Genomic DNA, 17,456 nt, shown 5'->3' on the forward strand with positions numbered 1-17,456 from the left:
AACCACCTGATGACATCCTCAAAAACGACGTATTTTTGAACGGGCTTTTCGGGGGCTAAAAAGCCGTATAAATGGCGATATCATCGGCAGAAATGCCGATGATATCTTTTTGCTATGTTTGGTTTGGTGCGGATGACGGGACTCGAACCCGTACGGCCGTGGGCCACTAGCACCTCAAGCTAGCCAGTCTACCAGTTCCAGCACATCCGCGAATGCAGACAGTCTAAGAAAGACTGCCTGATTATTATAGCGGGACGGCACAGGTTTGTCAACCGTATTTTTCCGGCCTTTCCCGAAAGTAAAAATAAAAAAGCGAAAAAAGGGGGTTGACATTTCCTATGTCCCATGGTAATATCTTTCTTGCGCTGAAACAAAAGCGCAATGTCAAATGCGCGAGTGGTGGAATTGGCAGACTCGCTAGATTCAGGTTCTAGTGTGCATTACGCACGTGCGGGTTCAAGTCCCGCCTCGCGCACCAAGAAGAAACCCCGGAACTGCAATAGTTTCGGGGTTCTTTTTTGCCTTTTAGGGATTGATTTTCACTTTAATTTTCCCTTTACAGGGTCGAAACGGTCTTTATGTAGGCATCCATGCGGGCTGTGCTGTCCTTTTTCATCTGTTCTGTAACGTGGGCATATACATCTAGGGTAAATGCTGCAGTAGCGTGGCCCAGGCTCCCTTGCACCGTCTTGATATCATCCCCGGAGCGGATAGCAGCCACGGCGTAGCTGTGCCGTAGATCGTGGAAGCGGGCATCTGGGCGGCCAATGGAATCAGCCAGCTTCTTGAAGTGGAGGTAAACTGTCTGAGCGGACAGGTTATGTCCCAATTCATCGGTGAACACAAGCCACAAGCCCTCCCAGAGTGCTCCGGCTTGCAGCCGCTGCTCTGCCTGCCGGGCTCGGTGCTTCCTCAAAAGGTCCATAGCGGCGCCGGCGGGGGTGATGATGCGCCCCTTTCCGTTCTTTGTGGAAACCAGGTGATAAGCGCCCGTATCGCCGCGCTCCTTCTGGAGCAGCTTGCTGATCGTGACCGTTCCCCGCTTGAAATCCACACAGTCTCACGTGAGGCCCAGCACCTCCCCCCTCACTCATACTTGTGAAGAGAGGCATTGGACGGAAACCAAACCATATCAAAGCGCCGCGCCTGAGCCCCAGGCTTCGCGCACCCACCGCCCCCCGGGCGCATACCCTATGGGCAGGAGGGATCTTATGGAACAGAAACGGCTTGACTTATATACGTTCTCCGAGCGTCAGCTCATATTACTCAACACCTGTATCAATGCGTGGCGGGGGAGCACCTTCTGGGCCCTCATGTATATGCAGAGCCGGCTGTTTCACGCGGAAAACGTGGACAGCATCTACCAGGAGCTACAGGCCCAGCCCGCCCAGTACGACGAGATCATGGAGCGCTACTACGGCATCCAGCTCATTGTCGGCGCCGCGGCGGCAGGCTCTCCGCTCTACCGCTACTACGCTGCTTATCTGGACTCGCTGGACGCGCGGCAGCGCAGCCAGACTGAGCGCATCCGCCGCCAGTGGCTGGACCTCAACCGGCTCACCGCCGCCCAGCTGTCCGAGCTCAACCCCCACTGGGACGCCAGTCTGTGGAGCAGCATGTTTGTCCAAAATACCACTCTGCTCTGCGATGCCGCCGACCAGGATCTGCTGGGCGATTACCACGCCATCAGCGAGTTCTACCTGCTGCTGGACCAGCTCGCCCGCGAGATGGGCGAGTACATGAGCGTGGGGATCATCCGGCAGTTTCACATTTCCTAGTCCGCGGGCCGCCCGCACTCCGAGCAGACGGGAGATCACCCCGCCGCAGGCGCAGGTCCACCGCCTCCGCTGCCCGGCCAGAAGGGCCTCCGCCTCTCCCGCGGCGGCCCGGCGTCCGGTCTCCGCCCGGCCGCCCACCTGCACCTCGACGTCCTCCGACGCTGCGGCCAGGCGGCTGAGGATCTCCGGGGGCTTACCCATCTTCTCCTCCTGGACAAAGCGGTTCTCCACCCTGGTGGCCAGTAGGTCAGCGCCCCATTGGATGTACCGGTGGCCGCCTCCTCCGGGATGGCGTACAGGAGGCGAAGTTGCGGCAGTGGGCTACGGCGCAGGGGGGTGCACATGTTCTGTTCCCATACCCCCGACGCCGCAGCGCTCCGACAGGCGGGTGACCTCCCCCTCGTTCTGCACCGCCTGCTCCAGGGCAGCCAGAGACCGGACGGGCAGCAGGATGTCCAGCAGGCCGGTGCTCACCGCCTGGGCCTCCTCAATCAGGCTTTGGAGCTGGCGCAGTTCCCGGATCTTCGCCTCTAGTTCGTTGGTGCTCATGGTGTTGACTTGCTTGCAAAATAAAACAGACGGCATCGAACATCCGGCACCGTCTGGCTATGTCTATGTACTTATTTCACCTTTGGGAGCAGGAACTTGATTACGTTCCCACACTCTTCCGCCCATTCCAGAAGGGCCTTTACTCCGCTGCGGCCTTCCTCGTTGGATTCCTCCAGGTTGTCAACCGCTCAATAATTGGCTGTAGTTTCTGGTCTAACTTCTCGTCCATCATCTGGCCGATAGCTTCAAGCAATGCTCTTTCATCCATCAGTATCGCCCCTTGTCCTGATTATACGGTGTCGGGTATTTGGTTGTCAAGGTTCATTCGGGACCCCGCGTCGTTCTGGAATGTTGGTGAAGCTCCTGGGCCACCGCACCAGTATGCCATTCGCAGGTTCAGGAAGTTTCGTTTCCTGTCCCTCTGGCTGATTATAGTATAATATATCGTACCCAATATATCGATCCGTATTATAAACAAATACTGTACCCCAATATGTACATAATATATATTGTACCCAATAGAAAATATGCTATAATAATACCATATTAGAGGCGGTGTCGGTATTTTTACCGGCCACGGAAAGGAGGGGAAGGCGTGACAGTATTGAATGAGCCCCGCTTTTCGAACATTTTTGTTGAAAAGCGGGGTTTGTCATGTCCTGAGATCCTTGTAACTACAGGGGATCTCTATTTTTTTGTTTGAGAGCAACCAAACAGAGAAAAGTCCCTAAAGCGACCAGCTGAACATTTTCAAAAAGCCTCTATGAGAACACCGCTTTTTCATATCCTGCTAGACGGAATGTATAGCGCATTATTTTGCATCTTCTGCTGGATGTAATATAATGCACCTGCCAGTACGGGCGGTCAGATCAGACTTCGTTTGGCTCTTGATTAAAAAGCGAGCGGCATCGTACCTGCAGGTATGGATGCATATTTTCCGGGAGAAGCACCATCAGCCCCTCGTCACCCTGACACTGTGGCACACGGACACGACGGCACAATGACTGCGCTCGTAGTCAATGTGTAAGTGTGTTTCTCTGTGGCTGTGTCAGGCGGTTAGGCGTTGGGCCAAAGAGAACATACTGTTTGAGAAGTTGGATTTGTGCTGGTGTCAATATTAGGATATAAGGCTGTAATATTGTCGATGTTATTGACGGATGAGAAGTCCCCTCATTTTTGGGGACAATAATAACAAGAAGGTAGATTCCGTAAAAAAAGCGGACAAGCCGAGTGCTGTCATTAACATCAATGTCTACGGTGATAATAAACAAGGTTTCCATAGCTTTGGCAGATAGGCGGCGCATCGAAATGCGCACTTCTTTCGAAACCTGAAACGGGCGCGTCTTTTTCGGCAGCCAAACACAGATCGGAGCAAGCTCTGTATCGCTTGCTCCGACCTTTTTCAAAGGGCAGCGCGCGCCGGCCCTGTGGGCCGATTGGTCAAAAAAGACACGATATCTGTCGTGTCTTTTTTTGTGTCGTCCGGTGGGGATTGTTTACAAATTATTGATAGACAATATCGTCTAAATGTTGTACCATTCTAAAATAGACGATATCGTCTATAATTGAAAGAAGGAACTGTGTATGGATGTCTTGATGGGAATTATACGGCTGCTGGTCACAATTATGATTGCGTTTTTGGCTGGAAAGCTTGTTTCCAGGCTGAGGCTGCCCGCCATATTGGGCTGGCTGATAACCGGAATGGTGATGGGGCCCTATGCGGTGAATCTGCTGAGTAATGCAGTTTTAAACGCATCCTGGTTTGTGGTGACGGAAAAACTGCTGGAATGCACGGTGGGACTGATGATCGGAACAGAGCTGATCTGGCGGCAGATGAAAAAGGCGGGAAAACAGATCCTGGTCACAACGGTGACAGAATCCTTAGGGACCTTCCTGGTGGTCAGCCTGGTCTTTGGGATTCTCTTCCGGGTGAGCGGCATTCCGATTTATCTGGCCTTTGTATTCGGAGGGATTGCCCTGGCCACGGCCCCGGCGCCCTCGCTGTCCATTGTCAACGAGATGAAGACCTCCGGGCCGGTGACAAGAACCCTGATTCCCATGGCGGCTTTGGACGATCTGGTGGGGGCGCTGGTATTCTTCCTGGTGATCGCGCTGGTGTCGGCAAACCTATCTGCCCAGGACATTTCCGTTGCGGCCGTCCTGCTTCTGGTCTTTCTTCCGGTTCTGCTGGGGATTGTCACCGGTGCGCTGGCCGGCCTGATAATGCGCCATACGCATACTGCGCGGAGCACGCTGGCTGCCATGCTCCTGATGCTGCTGGCATCGGCGGGGCTGGGCTTTTTCATCAACAGCCTACTGCCCACTCCGGTGCTGAATTTTATGCTGATTGGTATGGCATTCTCCACGGTGTTTGCCAACATGATTACGCAGGAGCAGCTGGATCAGATGATGCGGGTAATGAATCCTGTGATCGGTTTTGCCCTGATTGTAGCCATCCTCAATATCGGTGCGCCGCTGGATTATCACCTGATCTTCGGCGCCGGGGCGTATACGGCGGTCTACATCATTGCCCGGGCGGCGGGGAAATACAGCGGCGCCTACTTTGGGGGCGCAGTCACCCATGCGCCCAGGAGCGTCAAGCGCTATCTTGGCTTTACCCTGCTGCCCCACTCCGGGGTATCCCTGGTCTTTACCGGCATCGCGGTATCCGTTTTGAGCGGGCCGGCTCCGGAGTACGCCTCTATTGTTCAAGGCACCATTGCCGCAGCGGCGGTCATCAATGAAATCATAGCGGTTTTTATGGCGAAAAAGGGATTTGAATGGGCCGGAGAGCTGCATAAAGCAGAGGAGGCGTCGGCGGCATGAGACAGCAGGAGCGGCAGGAGCGAAGCAGACAGCTGATTGCTCAGGCGGCGCTGGAGGAGTTCGGAAGCGCCGGCTATGACGCGGTTACGATGGATGGAATCTGCGCTGGCCACGGGATATCGAAAGGCATGATGTATCACTACTACGCCAACAAGGACGAACTGTTCCTCTCCTGCCTGGAGACAATTTTTCAGGCGCTGGGGGCCTATATTGGGCAGGAGACGGAGAACCTGGCCGCATTGCCCGCCTGTGACGCAATCAAGGCGTTTTTTCTGCTCCGGGAGTCCTTTTTTCAGGAACGGCCCCGGGAGAAACGCATGTTTGAGGACGCCATGCTTCGTGCGCCCAGCCGTTTGTCCGGGCGGATTCAGGAGCTGCGGCGGCCGCTCCGGGAAGAAAATGACCGGTTTCTGCAGCAGACGATTGCGCGTATGACACTGCGCAGGACGCTGGACGAGCAAAAGGCGGCGCGCTATCTAAACAGCGTATATACGGTGTTTTGGACCATTACGGAGCAGTACTGCGCGGAAAGCGGAGCGGACGACCTGCACTCCATGCTGACGTCGGCGGAGGAGATCCTGGATATGGTGGCGTTTGGAATGGTTCAGCAGAGTGATTCGGAGAGCTCTGTGCCCTAAGGCGGCACAGAACTCTCCGCGCGCTCTTTTTCGCGCAGGTTTGCTTTTCTGAAAAAATTTAAGATAGCCCTTGCAATTTGGAAAGGGATGCTCTACAATAAAACGCGACAATTTAATAATGGGAGAAGAAGTTATTTTGTTGTAACGCTGTTTTACAAAACAGCGGAAGGAGAATCGGCAATGAAAAAACGGATTCTTGCAGTTTTCCTGGCGGTGGCCGCTCTGACGGGTTCACTCAGCGCGTGCAGCGGAGGAACCACGACACAGACCCCCACCCCCAGCGACGAAACTACACCTTCTTCCGGGGCGGACCACGGCAATGAGATCACCGTGGGGATCGCCCAGGACCTGGACGATAGTCTTGACCCGTATCAAATGACGGCCGCAGGAACTAGAGAGGTCATGTTTAACGTCTTTGAGGGGCTGGTAAAGCCCGACTCGGACGGAAACTATGTCGACGCAGTGGCTTCGGAACACAGTGTTTCGGAGGACGGGCTGACCTATACCTTCACGCTGCGTGAGGGTGTGGTCTTTCACAATGGCGCCCCCTGCACTGCAGACGACGTACTCTACTCCTTTGAAACCTGCGCCGCTACCTCGGTGACTTCCGCCGTGGTAGAGGCGCTTTCTGCTGTCACGGATACGAGTGTGGACGGAAACCAGATCGCAATGACCCTGGCGGCCCCCAACCCGGATTTTCTCAGCTATGTGGCCAGCGTCTACATTGTTCCCAAGGACTATGCGGACCAGGCCACCCAGCCCGTAGGAACCGGCCCCTTCCGGTATGTCTCCCGCAGCGTCCAGGAGAATGTAATTCTGGAGCGTAACACAGACTACTACGGCAAGGGCGCCAGCCTGGACAGGGTGACCTACAAGATCTATGAGGACAACACCGCGCTCTTTACCGCGCTGGACAGCGGCTCTCTGGATCTGGTGGCCCACCTGTCCGTGGACCAGGTGAACAACCTGTCCAACGGCTACACCGTGCTGGAGGGGACCATGAACCTGGTGCAGGCCATCTACCTGAACAACGCCGTGGCCCCCTTTGACAACGAGAAGGTGCGTCAGGCCCTGTGCTACGCGGTGGATGTGGATGCTATGCTGGAGCTGACGGCCGAGGGGCACGGCACCAAGGTGGGCTCCTCCATGTACCCGGCCTTCACCAAGTACTTTGACCCCAGCCTGGCCGATGCCTATCCCCATGACGTGGAGAAGGCCAAGGCCCTGCTGGCCGAGGCGGGCTATCCGGACGGGTTTACCTTCACCATCAAGGTGCCCAGCAACTACGGCCCCCATGTGGCCACCGCGGTAGTGCTGGTGGAGCAGCTGGCCCAGGCGGGGGTGACCGCCCAGATCCAGCAGGTGGATTGGAACACCTGGCTGACCGACGTGTACACCAACCGGGACTTTGAGGCCACAGTGGTTGGCTTTGACTCCAGCACGCTGAATGCCAGCGGCATGCTGGCCCGCTGGGTGAGCGACAACGACAAGAACATGATCAACTATAACAACCCCGAGTACGATCAGGTTTTTGCCCAGGCGCAGAGCACGGTGGACGACGGGGAGCAGACGGCTCTCTACAAGCAGTGCCTGAGCATCCTCAGCCAGACCGCCGCCAACGTCTATCTCCAGGCCCAGGCCGACTTTGTGGCCATCAATCCCAAACTGGAGGGCTTCACCTTCTACCCCCTTTACGTCATTGACATGTCCAAACTGTCTTTCAAGGCATAAGGACACAACCTGAAAGAGAGGAGGCGGGGAGAATGAAATATGCCGCGAAAAAAGTTCTTACTCTCATTATTACATTGTTCATTGTTTCGCTCCTCGCCTTCCTCGCCTTTCAAATTATTCCGGGCGACCCCACCACCAAGCTGCTGGGCACCGAGGCCACTGAGGCGGCCAAGGAGGCCCTGCGGGCCGAGCTGGGCCTGGACCGGCCCGTACTGGTGCGCTACTGGGACTGGCTGACCGGTTTTTTAACCGGCGACATGGGCACCAGCTACAGTTATCATATGCCGGTGTCCGATATGATCGGGCAGAAGCTGCCCATCACCGCCCTTCTGACGGTGATTTCCTTCTTTTTTACCGTTGTACTCTCCATCCCGCTGGGCGTGCTGGCGGGCAGCGTCCGCAGCCGGGCGCTGGACAGCTTCTTTACCGCCCTGGACCAGGTGGTGATGAGCATCCCCGCCTTCTTTATCGGCATTCTTGCCTGCTATATCTTCGGCATTGTGCTGCGGGTTTTCTCGCCGGGGGACTTTGTGTCCTATACCGAGGACTGGGGCCGGTGCATTTCCTATCTGATCCTGCCAGCCCTGTCCATCGCCATCCCGCGCATCGCCATGACGGTGAAAATGCTGCGGGGGGCAATTCTCAACGAGCAGGGGCAGGACTACGTGCGCACTGCCCGGAGCCGGGGCAACAGCCGCCGGGCGATCCTCTCCCGGCATGTGCTGAAAAACGCGCTGATTCCGGTGATTACCTTCCTGGCGGTGTCCGCTGCCGAGATCATGACGGGCACCATCATCATCGAACAGGTCTTTACCATTCCGGGGATCGGCCGGCTGTTGCTGGCCAGCATCTCCAACCGGGACTTCCCGGTGGTGCAGGCCATTGTGGTCATTCTGGCGGCGTGGATCGTGATCGTCAACTTTGCGGCCGACCTGCTCTATCAGCTGGCAGACCCCCGTATCCGGCTGAGATAGGGGGCCTTTGAATATGAAAAAAACAAGGAATTCCTTTCTCTATATCGGCGGCTTCCTCAGCGCCGCCATGGTGCTGCTGATTCTGGTGGGCTATTTCTGGACCCCGTACAGCCCCACGGCCATGGATCCGGCGGCCAAGTTCGCGCCGCCCTCTCCGGCGCATCTGCTGGGGGGCGACAACTACGGCCGGGATATTTTCAGCCGGGTGCTCCAGGGGGCGGGCACCTCCTTCTTCATCGCCGTGTGCGTGGTGGCCATTGGGTGTGTGTTCGGCATTCTCATCGGCAGCCTGTGCGGCTATTACGGCGGCGTCCCCGATCTGATCCTCACCCGGGTGTGCGACGCCATCACGGCCTTTCCCGCCATTCTGCTGGCGCTGGTGATTATCAGCGTGGTGGGCAGCGGAACCCATAATATCATCCTGGCCCTGGGCATCCTGTTCATCCCCAGCTTCGCGCGCATTGTGCGGGGGGAGTTCGCCCGGTGCCGGGAGCTGAATTATATCAAGAGCGCCAAGCTCATGGGAGCGGGGGACGCGAGTATTCTCTTCCGCCATATCCTGCCCAACACGCTGCCGGTGCTTCTGCCAGCCATTACCATCGGATTCAACAACGCCATTCTCAGCGAGGCCAGCATGAGCTTTCTGGGCATTGGCATACAGCCCCCCTTTGCCAGCCTGGGCTCCATGCTCAACGAGAGTCAGACCTATCTCCAGTCCGCGCCCTGGTACGCCTTGGGCACCGGCGGGGCCATTGTGCTGCTGATTCTGGGCTTCAGCTTGCTCAGCGAGGGCCTGCAGCAGCGGCGCCGCCGCGTGTAAAAAAGGGGGGAAAAGAGCATGGCGGCTTTATTAGAGGTGTCGGACCTGCGGGTCCATTTTCACAGCGCGTCTCCCGAGCGCTGGGCGGTGGACGGGGTGTCCTTCTCCATGGAGGAGGGGGAAATCCTGGGCCTGGTGGGGGAGAGCGGCAGCGGGAAGACCGTCACGGCCATGAGTGTCAGCGGCCTGCTGCCCCGGGACCAGGCCCAGGTGGACGGCAGCATCACCCTGGGGGGGCGGGAGCTGCTCCAGTGTTCGGAGGCGGAACTGCGCTCCATTCAGGGCAGCGACCTGTCTGTGATCTTCCAGGAGCCCATGACCAGCCTGAACCCGGTGCTGCGCATCGGCCCCCAGGTGGAGGAAAGCCTGCGGGTCCACCAAAAGCTCTCCCGCGAGGAGCGACGGCGGCGCGCCCTGGAGGCCATGGCCCAGGCCGACCTGCCAGACCCGGAGGCCCTGTGCCGCAAGTATCCCCACGAGCTCTCCGGCGGCATGCTGCAGCGGGTAATGATCGCCGCAGCTATTGTGAGCAGGCCCAGGCTGCTGCTGGCAGACGAGCCCACCACCGCCCTGGACGTGACGATCCAGGCCCAGATCCTGGAGCTGCTCCGGCGGCTCAACCGGGAAAATCACATGGGCATTCTCTTCATCAGCCATAACCTGAACGTGGTACGCAAGCTGTGCGCCCGGGTGGCTGTGATGCAGGGGGGACGCATTGTCGAGGCCGGGCCGGTGGAGGAGATTTTCCGCAGCCCCAGGCACGCATATACCAAGCGGCTCATTGCCGCCATTCCTTCACGGGAAAGAAAGCTCACCTGAAAGGAGGACGACCGACGTGGCAGAACCGGTGCTGGAGGTGCGCCATCTCAACAGCTATTACCGGGTGGATCGCTCCCCCTTCCGCAGCCGGGAGGCGCGCCGGCAGGTGCTCCATGACGTGAGCTTTACCATTGAACGGGGGGAGATTGTGGGCCTGGTGGGGGAGAGCGGCTGCGGCAAAACCACCCTGTCCCGCACCATCCTGGGCATGCTCCCCGGCTATGACGGGGAGATCGTCCACCACTCAAGCCGGCCTCAGATGGTTTTTCAGGACCCCTTCAGCAGCCTGAACCCAGCCCGCACTGTGGGCTGGATCCTGGAGGAGCCCCTCCGGGCCGCCGGAGGGATGACCGCGCCGGAGCGGAAGGCGGCGGTGCTGGCCATGCTGGAGCAAATCGGCCTGGGGGAGGAATTTGCCTCCCGGAAGCCCTGGGAGCTCTCCGGCGGCCAGCGGCAGCGGGTGTCCATCGCTGCCGCCGTCATCACCCACCCCCGGCTCATCATCGCAGACGAGCCGGTGAGCGCCCTGGACGTGACCATTCAGGCCCAGATCCTCCAGCTGCTGGTGGATCTGAAGAAGCAGTACGACCTGAGCTATCTGTTCATCAGCCACGATCTGAACGTGGTCTATCAGATCTGCAGCCGTGTGCTGGTGATGAAGGACGGGCGCATTGTGGAGGAGAACACGGTGGACGAGCTCTTCGACCACCCCCGGCACCCCTACACCAGGCAGCTGCTGGCCGCGGCGGAGTAAAGCCGAAAAAAACAGCCAGAAAGCGCCCGGATGCATCCGGGCGCTTTTTTTCGACGGGCGCAACAACACCGGCATCTCAGGGATGCCGGCGTTGTTTGGAGGGGAAGGCGCAGGGCTCCTCGCCCCGGAATACGCGCCCCAGGCCGCGCCAATGGCGGGAGAGCATCAGCAGGGCGGCGGAGAGGGCCAGCAGTCCGGCCTCCGCGCCGTAGGCGCCAAAGGCCAGAGGGACAAAGAGGGCGGGGATGACCGCCGCCCCCAGGGGAAGCCATCCCGTGGCCAGGGTAACCGCCAGCCCGGCCAGACAGGCCAGACCGCCCCACAGCGGGGAGAACAGGATGAGAAAAGCACAGGTGACTGCCACCCCCTTTCCCCCGCGGAAGGAGCGCCAGAAGGGGAAATTGTGGCCCAGAGCGGCCCCCAGCCCGGCGTACAGGGTGGACAGGGGGCCGGGGCAGAGCAGATGGGCCAGGGCACAGGACAAAGCGGTTTTGGCAATGTCGCCCAGCAGTACCACCGCGCCCCACCGGAGGCCCAGCTGGCGGCCGATGTTGGCCATACCGGGATTTCCGGAGCCGATGGCGGCGGCGCTGCCGCCGGTGCGGCGGAGGGCCACCAGCTCGGCCGTGAGAAAACAGCCGCAGCCATAGCCTAGCAGTAGTGCCGGCAGTTGATACAAGAAAATCGCCCCCTAAAAATTCATTTGGGGCTAACATGCCCGGGCGGGCAGCGTTTTATTCCCCGTCCCGGGCATGCTCCGGCGCGCGGCCCTGCGTCATGGCCTGGTGCTCCCGCAGCAGCTCGTCCCGCAGTTGCACGGAGGTCCACTTCAAATTGGTGGGCGTGAGCACGGCCTTGAGAGGCACCGGGGGGAGCTTGGCCCGGCGGAAGCCTTGGAGCAGGGCGTCCACCTGCGCCGAGGTAAAGCCCGCCAGCAGCAGCATCTCCTCGGAGAAGCCGGGATCGCCGTCCTCCGGAGGCGGCGCGCCGCCGGTCAGGTCCTCCAGCGTAAGAGTGTGGGCCTGGGGCGGCACCAGCTTTGTGCGGATGCCCAGAGGCAGGCACATGCGCCGGAGCCTGGAGCCCCTGGGTGTGTCCAGATTGTAGAGAAAGAGCACGGGAGCGCCCATAGCAAACACCGCTTTCTGTAGGAAGAGATACCTTGATTGTAGAAGAAATGTGTCCATCTGTCAACCGGTTGCCTTTCTGGAAGAGATAGACTAAAATAGGCTTATAGCAAAATGGGAAAACGGGTACAATGAGCCCGACGGGAGGGATCACCCATGAAAATTGCAATTGTGACCGGGGCGTCCTCCGGCCTGGGGCGGGCCTTTGTCCGCCAGCTGGACCGGGAAGGCGGACTGGACGAGATCTGGGGCGTGGCCCGCCGGGCGGGGCGGATGGAAGAGCTGGCGGCTGAGCTGAACACCCCCATGCGGGCACTGGCGCTGGATCTGGTGAAGCCGGAGAGCATCGAGGCGCTGAAGGACCGGATGGAGGAGGAACAGCCGGATGTCCGGGTGCTCATCAACGCGGCGGGGTTTGGAAAATTCGGCACCTATGCGGATATGACGCTTCCGGAAACCAGCGATATGATTGATCTCAACTGCAAAGCGGCAGCCAATCTGACCGCCGCCGTGATCCCCCACATGGGCCGTGGCGGCCGCGTCCTGGAGATCTGCTCCTCTGCGTCCTTCCAGCCCCTGCCTGGCTTCAATGTGTACGCTGCCACCAAAGCCTTCCTGCTCCACTACAGCCGAGCCCTGCGATGGGAGGTGGCCCCGCGGGGCATCTGCGTTACAGCGGTGTGCCCAGGGTGGATCAAGACCGAGTTTATGAAGGTGGCAAGGGATACCGCCAATGGCAGGACCGTGCGCCACTATCCGTTTGCCCTCCGGCCGGAGACGGTGGCCAGCCGCGCTTTGCGGGACAATCGGTTGGGCATGGCCGTGACCACCTGCAGCCTGCCCTCTCTGGTACAGCGCACGGCCAGCAAGTTTTTGCCCCACTGCTTTATTATGGCCTGCTGGGAGGGACTCCGGCGCATTTAGGAGATCAGACAGAAAAAGGCCCGCCCCGGCAGCTGCCGGGGCGGGCCTTTTTTATTCGTGTGCTTCAGCTATCTGAGCGGAGGTCCCGTTCAGATAGCGCACCACGCCCTCGGCGATCCCCTGGGCCAGCTTGCCCTGGTAGGTCTCGTCACACAGGCGGGCGAGCTCCTCACTGTTGGACATGAAGCCGGTCTCCACCAGCACGGCGCACATCTCCGTCTCCCGCAGGACCACGAAGTCGGCGCTGCGTACCCCCCGGTCGATGCCGCCGGTGATCTGGCACAGGGGCTTCTGAATGGCTTCGGCCAGGCGCTTTCCGCGGTTGCTGGAGGGGTGATAGTAGGTGTAGATGCCCTGATAGGTGGGCACCGTGCCCGAGGCGTTGCAGTGGACACTGACAAACAGGTCGGCCCCTAAGTCGTTGGCAATATATGCCCGGTCATAGATGTCCAGCGTTATGTCCTCCTCCCGCAGGAGCACCACGTTGTAGCCGCGGGCCACCAGCTCATCCCGCAGCTTCAGAGAGATCGAGAGGGTGAGATCCTTTTCCTGCACGCCCTCGTAAACGGCGCCGGGGTGGATACCCCCGTGGCCGGGATCCACCACAATGGTGGACTTGGACGGATCAATGGGGGTGGAGGGGGTAAAGTCTGTGCCGCCTTCTTCGCTCTTATAGGCGGTGAGGAGCACCCCGTCAGAGCGGCCGGACACTGTGATGTTTTTGGCATAGGTGACGCCCTTTTTCAGATCAAGCACCACACGCACGGAGTGCTCATAGCCATAGCCCAGGTCATTGCCATGCTGGGCGTAGCGCACGGAGGTAATGAAATCGTTGTCCACCGTGATGGTGTGGGTCAGGTGGTCGGCGTCCGGCATCTGCGTACCCAGAACATCCACCACCAGGCGGTCGCCCAGGTCCAGCACCTGGTATTTGGGGGTGTGGTCGGTGACGATCTGCACCGTCTGGGCGTCCGAATCGGAAATGATGTCCGTGACCAGGCCTAAGTCCGGAAGGCCGGGCTCAGGCTCCGGCGTGGGCTCCGGCTCGGGCTGCTCGGTAAGGATGGTGGCGGTAAAGGTGGCATTGTCCCACTCCACCTGTGCGCCCAGCTGTTCTGAGACAAATCGCAGGGGGACCATGGTGCTCTCCTTGCCCTGGTACTTCACCACCCCGGCGGGTACGCCGCCCGGCAGCTCCACGCTTTGCCCGTTGACCAGCGCCGTGGCGGAACCCAGGGTGAGAACAATGGTGTCCTCCTCCCGCAGCAGGATGACCTGACGGTTTTCCGAAACCCAGAGCACCTGCGCGCCCAGCTGCTCCGCTACCAGCCGTACGGGGACCAGCGTCCGCCCGTTGCCGCCCGGGACGGGGTATTGAACCAAGGCGGGCACATCGCCGGGGGAGAGGCTGCTGCCGTTCAGCGTCAGGGCCACCAAGTCGGCGTCTGTCAGGTTTTCATAACGCCCGGCCGACTCGCTGTAGAAATAGACCGAAATACTGCCGCCCGGTCCCGCGGCAGAGGCGAAGGTCAGCGTTCCCAGCAGCGAGGACAGCAGGGCAAATAAAAGCAGAAAAGAGAGTGCCTTTTTCATAGAGATTCCCCTTATCTCAATCAATACCCTGCTATTCTACCGGATTCGACAGGCCGCGTCAATGGATAAGAGGGAAAAGGTTGACATAAATTTATGGAAGAGGGGGGAGTGGCCCTGGTCGGCTCAGAATGTGTTTTGATGCGGAATGACATGCGGCACAATCCGCCGCATAGATATAGACAAATGGAACCATACGGCGGGAGGGAGCGCAGTGGAGGAACGATATGCCCTGGCCGGCGGCCGCGGATGGCTGCGCGTTCGGGAGGAGGGCGGCAGAGCCATATGCCAGGCGGAGATGGAGGACGACCACCGAGGGCTGTATAAGGTTTGGCTGCTGCATGGGGAGCGGAGGATGCTTCTGGGCGCAATGATTCCGGAAAAAGGAAAACTCCGCCTCTCCCGCGCCCTGAGTCTGGACGACCTGTACCACAGAAAGCTGTGGCCCCCCTCCGGCGGAGCGGCGGAGCTGACCTATGCTGCCCGCCGGGAGGAAATTCGGGAGACGCAGCCGCCTGCGGGGTGGGTGCGGGAGCGCTGCCCGGGCCGTCTGCTGGGCGACCGCCTGCTGGCGCGGTCGGCGCAGCAGCTGTCCGGTGTGCTGCTGAAAAAGACCCGGAGCGGATTCCACCTGGCGCTCCCCTATGGGAGCGGCCGCGCGTTTGGGCTGACGCCGCTGTTTTGCTTTGCCCGCCCGGCCACTCTGGATGGAGAGACTTACATGATTTTTTCCTTCAATGAGCAGGGTTGCCCGATTTTTCCGCATAAAGACGAAAGCCCTGGAGAGACTAATGGCGTAATTCAGAAAAAGGAGTGAGTACGCCATGGCAAATCTGACCACCAAGGAGCTGGACAGCCTGTCCGATCAGCTGGATTTTGAAAAGGTGCTCTGCTGCAAATATCAGGCGGCGGCCCAGGAGTGCACGGAATCCGACCTGAAGGCCTGCTTCCAGAAGTACGCCGACCAGCACAAGCAAAATTTCAACTGCCTGCTCAACTACCTGAAGTAAAAGGAGGAACGTCTCATGAACGACCAGGAACGTATGACAGATCTGATTCTCGCGGAGAAAAAGATGAGTTCCAACTATGATACCTTTGCCTCTGAGTGCGTCAACGTCCAGCTGCGGGACGAGTATCTGAAGATCTTCCAGCAGGGACACCAGACCCAGACCGAACTGTTCAAGACTGCCCAGGCCAAAGGCTGGTATCAGGTGGAGCAGGCCCCGGCCAGCAAGGTGAGCACCGCCTACACGAAATTCAGCAATCAGGCGCCCCAGTAAAAGACCGGGAAGGCCGCGTTCCGATGGGAGCGCGGCCTTTGCGTTGCGATCAGGGCGCAGTTATGGTATCATAAAACCATATCTAGACCCGGAGCCAACCAAAGAGAAAAGGGAGACGTTTTTATGGGCAAGTATTTGCTGGCGCTGGACCAGGGAACCACCAGCTCGCGGGCCATTCTGTTCGACGCGGCGCAGAATATCGTCGGCCTGTCGCAGAAGGAGTTCACGCAGCTCTACCCCAGAGAGGGCTGGGTGGAGCATGACGCCATGGAAATCTGGTCCAGCCAGTACGCGGTGATGATGGAGGTCATCGCCAAGACCGGCGTCAGCGCTGGGGAGATCGCGGCGATCGGCATCACCAATCAGCGGGAGACCACCGTGGTATGGGATCGGGAGACCGGCCGGCCCATACATAATGCCATCGTCTGGCAGTGCCGTCGCACTGCGGAAATGGTGGACGCCCTGCTGGCCGACGGGCTGGGGGAGCATATCCGGCAGACCACCGGCCTAATTCCGGACGCCTATTTTTCCGCCACCAAGATCAAGTGGATCCTGGACCACGTGGAGGGAGCCAGGGAAAAGGCATGTAAAGGAGAACTGCTGTTCGGGACGGTGGATACCTGGCTGCTGTGGAAGCTTACCGGCGGTGCGGCCCACGTGACCGACGTGACCAACGCCTCCCGCACTATGCTCTTTGATATCCACAGGCTGGACTGGGACGACACCCTGCTGCGCGTCCTGGAGATTCCCAGGGCCATGCTGCCCCGGGTGTGCTCCTCCAGCGAGGTCTACGGCTATACGGACATACAGGGGGCGAGAGTGCCCATCGCGGGCATCGCCGGGGACCAGCAGGCCGCCTTGTTCGGTCAGACCTGCTTTGAGCCGGGGGATGCCAAAAACACCTATGGCACCGGCTGTTTCCTGCTGATGAACACCGGAGACGCCCCCTGTGCCAGCCGCAACGGCCTGCTGACCACCATTGCCGTGGGACTGGGAGGAAGGGTGCAGTACGCCCTGGAGGGCTCAGCCTTTGTAGGCGGCGCGGTGATTCAGTGGCTGCGGGATGAGCTGCGCTTTTTCACCGAGAGCCGGGACGCGGAATATTACGCCCAAAAGGTGGAGGACAATGGGGGCGTGTACCTGGTGCCCGCCTTCACTGGCCTGGGCGCGCCCTATTGGGACATGTACGCCCGGGGGACCCTGGTGGGTCTGACCCGGGGCACCAAACGGGAGCATATCATCCGCGCGGCCCAAGAGTCCATTGCCTATCAGGTGGCCGACCTAGTGGGGGCTATGGAGCGGGACACGGGCCTGCCCCTGCGGCAGCTGCGGGCCGACGGCGGAGCCAGCCGGGACGGCTTTTTGATGCAGTTCCAGGCGGATATCCTGGACCGGGAGGTGTACCGCCCGGCCATTCGGGAGACCACAGCCCTGGGGGCTGCCTGCCTGGCCGGCTTGGCCACGGGGGTGTGGAGCGGCCCGGAGGAGCTCAAGCGGCTGCGGCAGCCAGGGACCTGCTTCCGGCCCGATCTGGCGCCGGAGCGCCGGGTACAGCTGCTGGGGCGCTGGCACCGGGCGGTGGAGTGCAGCCGCGGCTGGGCCTGCGGCGGGGCGGAATAAGTAAGACAGAGGACCCCTGACGTTTG

18 protein-coding genes and 2 tRNA genes are annotated in these 17,456 nt (G+C 59.7%); 14 read left to right on the forward strand and 6 right to left on the reverse strand.

The features are described 5' to 3' along the window. Positions 1-124: 124 nt before the first annotated feature. Positions 125-210, reverse strand: a tRNA-Leu gene (locus tag H9Q75_RS00700). Between the two features lie 180 nt (positions 211-390). On the opposite strand from H9Q75_RS00700, the gene H9Q75_RS00705 reads away from it, so the two are divergent. Further along, positions 391-478 (forward strand) — tRNA-Leu (locus tag H9Q75_RS00705). Positions 479-556: 78 nt separating this feature from the next. On the opposite strand, the gene H9Q75_RS00710 is transcribed toward H9Q75_RS00705, so the two are convergent. Further along, positions 557-1,054, reverse strand: a complete 498-nt coding sequence (locus H9Q75_RS00710) for a tyrosine-type recombinase/integrase (RefSeq protein ID WP_341480873.1) — start codon at positions 1,052-1,054, stop codon at positions 557-559. A gap of 157 nt (positions 1,055-1,211) precedes the next feature. Here H9Q75_RS00710 and H9Q75_RS00715 point away from each other — a divergent pair, with 157 nt between their 5' ends. Then, positions 1,212-1,778, forward strand: a complete 567-nt coding sequence (locus tag H9Q75_RS00715; RefSeq protein WP_243200631.1) for a hypothetical protein — start codon at positions 1,212-1,214, stop codon at positions 1,776-1,778. A 321-nt stretch (positions 1,779-2,099) separates the two neighbouring features. On the opposite strand, the gene H9Q75_RS00720 is transcribed toward H9Q75_RS00715, so the two are convergent. Then, positions 2,100-2,327: a hypothetical protein gene (locus tag H9Q75_RS00720; protein WP_186564254.1), complete on the reverse strand. Its 228-nt coding sequence runs from the start codon at positions 2,325-2,327 to the stop codon at positions 2,100-2,102. A 1,584-nt stretch (positions 2,328-3,911) separates the two neighbouring features. On the opposite strand from H9Q75_RS00720, the gene H9Q75_RS00725 reads away from it, so the two are divergent. The 7 genes from H9Q75_RS00725 (at position 3,912) to H9Q75_RS00755 (ending at position 10,889) form a co-directional block, all read left to right on the forward strand. Next, positions 3,912-5,153 (forward strand): cation:proton antiporter, encoded by a 1,242-nt coding sequence (locus tag H9Q75_RS00725; RefSeq protein ID WP_186564255.1) that lies wholly within the window; start codon positions 3,912-3,914, stop codon positions 5,151-5,153. Further along, positions 5,150-5,791, forward strand: a complete 642-nt coding sequence (locus H9Q75_RS00730) for a TetR/AcrR family transcriptional regulator (protein ID WP_186564256.1) — start codon at positions 5,150-5,152, stop codon at positions 5,789-5,791. The genes H9Q75_RS00725 and H9Q75_RS00730 overlap by 4 nt, the downstream gene beginning before the upstream one ends. Positions 5,792-5,971: 180 nt before the next feature. Continuing rightward, a complete protein-coding gene (locus H9Q75_RS00735) occupies positions 5,972-7,522 on the forward strand; it encodes an ABC transporter substrate-binding protein (RefSeq protein WP_186564257.1) in 1,551 nt (516 codons plus the stop codon). A gap of 32 nt (positions 7,523-7,554) precedes the next feature. Continuing rightward, positions 7,555-8,496 carry an ABC transporter permease gene (locus tag H9Q75_RS00740; protein WP_186564258.1) on the forward strand — a complete coding sequence of 314 codons (942 nt, stop codon included), beginning with the start codon at positions 7,555-7,557 and terminating at the stop codon, positions 8,494-8,496. Positions 8,497-8,509: 13 nt separating this feature from the next. Continuing rightward, on the forward strand, positions 8,510-9,316 hold the full coding sequence (locus H9Q75_RS00745) for an ABC transporter permease (RefSeq protein WP_186564259.1): 807 nt from the start codon (positions 8,510-8,512) through the stop codon (positions 9,314-9,316). 18 nt (positions 9,317-9,334) lie between these two features. Continuing rightward, positions 9,335-10,135 carry an ATP-binding cassette domain-containing protein gene (locus tag H9Q75_RS00750; protein WP_186564260.1) on the forward strand — a complete coding sequence of 267 codons (801 nt, stop codon included), beginning with the start codon at positions 9,335-9,337 and terminating at the stop codon, positions 10,133-10,135. A 16-nt stretch (positions 10,136-10,151) separates the two neighbouring features. Further along, positions 10,152-10,889 (forward strand): ATP-binding cassette domain-containing protein, encoded by a 738-nt coding sequence (locus H9Q75_RS00755; protein ID WP_186564261.1) that lies wholly within the window; start codon positions 10,152-10,154, stop codon positions 10,887-10,889. A gap of 76 nt (positions 10,890-10,965) precedes the next feature. On the opposite strand, the gene H9Q75_RS00760 is transcribed toward H9Q75_RS00755, so the two are convergent. Both H9Q75_RS00760 and H9Q75_RS00765 read right to left on the reverse strand, forming a co-directional pair. Then, positions 10,966-11,568: a glycerol-3-phosphate acyltransferase gene (locus tag H9Q75_RS00760; protein WP_186564262.1), complete on the reverse strand. Its 603-nt coding sequence runs from the start codon at positions 11,566-11,568 to the stop codon at positions 10,966-10,968. 55 nt (positions 11,569-11,623) lie between these two features. Continuing rightward, positions 11,624-12,019, reverse strand: a complete 396-nt coding sequence (locus H9Q75_RS00765; protein WP_186564263.1) for a DUF3783 domain-containing protein — start codon at positions 12,017-12,019, stop codon at positions 11,624-11,626. Positions 12,020-12,172: 153 nt separating this feature from the next. Here H9Q75_RS00765 and H9Q75_RS00770 point away from each other — a divergent pair, with 153 nt between their 5' ends. Beyond that, positions 12,173-12,940, forward strand: coding sequence for an SDR family NAD(P)-dependent oxidoreductase (locus H9Q75_RS00770; RefSeq protein WP_186564264.1), 768 nt, complete (start codon positions 12,173-12,175; stop codon positions 12,938-12,940). 51 nt (positions 12,941-12,991) lie between these two features. Here the strand turns inward: H9Q75_RS00770 and H9Q75_RS00775 are convergent, their stop codons facing one another. Beyond that, complete coding sequence (locus H9Q75_RS00775; RefSeq protein WP_186564265.1) at positions 12,992-14,533, reverse strand: N-acetylmuramoyl-L-alanine amidase family protein; 1,542 nt, start codon at positions 14,531-14,533, stop codon at positions 12,992-12,994. Between the two features lie 211 nt (positions 14,534-14,744). Here H9Q75_RS00775 and H9Q75_RS00780 point away from each other — a divergent pair, with 211 nt between their 5' ends. The 4 genes from H9Q75_RS00780 to glpK all read left to right on the forward strand — a co-directional run bounded on the left by H9Q75_RS00780 (position 14,745) and on the right by glpK (position 17,430). Beyond that, a complete protein-coding gene (locus H9Q75_RS00780) occupies positions 14,745-15,347 on the forward strand; it encodes a hypothetical protein (protein WP_186564266.1) in 603 nt (200 codons plus the stop codon). Positions 15,348-15,354: 7 nt separating this feature from the next. Then, positions 15,355-15,540, forward strand: a complete 186-nt coding sequence (locus H9Q75_RS00785) for a hypothetical protein (protein ID WP_186564267.1) — start codon at positions 15,355-15,357, stop codon at positions 15,538-15,540. A gap of 15 nt (positions 15,541-15,555) precedes the next feature. Beyond that, entirely contained in the window at positions 15,556-15,810 is a 255-nt protein-coding gene (locus H9Q75_RS00790; RefSeq protein ID WP_186564268.1) for a spore coat protein, read from the forward strand. A 123-nt stretch (positions 15,811-15,933) separates the two neighbouring features. After that, entirely contained in the window at positions 15,934-17,430 is a 1,497-nt protein-coding gene (gene glpK / locus H9Q75_RS00795) for a glycerol kinase GlpK (RefSeq protein WP_186564269.1), read from the forward strand. Positions 17,431-17,456 lie beyond the last annotated feature (26 nt).

The organism is Lawsonibacter celer (assembly GCF_014281125.1).
Taxonomy (GTDB): Bacteria; Bacillota; Clostridia; order Oscillospirales; family Oscillospiraceae; genus Lawsonibacter_B; species Lawsonibacter_B celer.

Excerpts from the sequence above, each read along its gene's own strand:
- H9Q75_RS00715 (WP_243200631.1), top strand. The coding sequence starts at position 1,212 with ATGGAACAGAAACGGCTTGACTTATATACGTTCTCCGAGCGTCAGCTC.
- H9Q75_RS00720 (WP_186564254.1), bottom strand. The coding sequence starts at position 2,327 with ATGAGCACCAACGAACTAGAGGCGAAGATCCGGGAACTGCGCCAGCTC.
- H9Q75_RS00725 (WP_186564255.1), top strand. The coding sequence starts at position 3,912 with ATGGATGTCTTGATGGGAATTATACGGCTGCTGGTCACAATTATGATT.
- H9Q75_RS00730 (WP_186564256.1), top strand. The coding sequence starts at position 5,150 with ATGAGACAGCAGGAGCGGCAGGAGCGAAGCAGACAGCTGATTGCTCAG.
- H9Q75_RS00735 (WP_186564257.1), top strand. The coding sequence starts at position 5,972 with ATGAAAAAACGGATTCTTGCAGTTTTCCTGGCGGTGGCCGCTCTGACG.
- H9Q75_RS00740 (WP_186564258.1), top strand. The coding sequence starts at position 7,555 with ATGAAATATGCCGCGAAAAAAGTTCTTACTCTCATTATTACATTGTTC.
- H9Q75_RS00745 (WP_186564259.1), top strand. The coding sequence starts at position 8,510 with ATGAAAAAAACAAGGAATTCCTTTCTCTATATCGGCGGCTTCCTCAGC.
- H9Q75_RS00750 (WP_186564260.1), top strand. The coding sequence starts at position 9,335 with ATGGCGGCTTTATTAGAGGTGTCGGACCTGCGGGTCCATTTTCACAGC.
- H9Q75_RS00765 (WP_186564263.1), bottom strand. The coding sequence starts at position 12,019 with ATGGGCGCTCCCGTGCTCTTTCTCTACAATCTGGACACACCCAGGGGC.
- H9Q75_RS00770 (WP_186564264.1), top strand. The coding sequence starts at position 12,173 with ATGAAAATTGCAATTGTGACCGGGGCGTCCTCCGGCCTGGGGCGGGCC.
- H9Q75_RS00775 (WP_186564265.1), bottom strand. The coding sequence starts at position 14,533 with ATGAAAAAGGCACTCTCTTTTCTGCTTTTATTTGCCCTGCTGTCCTCG.
- H9Q75_RS00785 (WP_186564267.1), top strand. The coding sequence starts at position 15,355 with ATGGCAAATCTGACCACCAAGGAGCTGGACAGCCTGTCCGATCAGCTG.
- H9Q75_RS00790 (WP_186564268.1), top strand. The coding sequence starts at position 15,556 with ATGAACGACCAGGAACGTATGACAGATCTGATTCTCGCGGAGAAAAAG.
- glpK (WP_186564269.1), top strand. The coding sequence starts at position 15,934 with ATGGGCAAGTATTTGCTGGCGCTGGACCAGGGAACCACCAGCTCGCGG.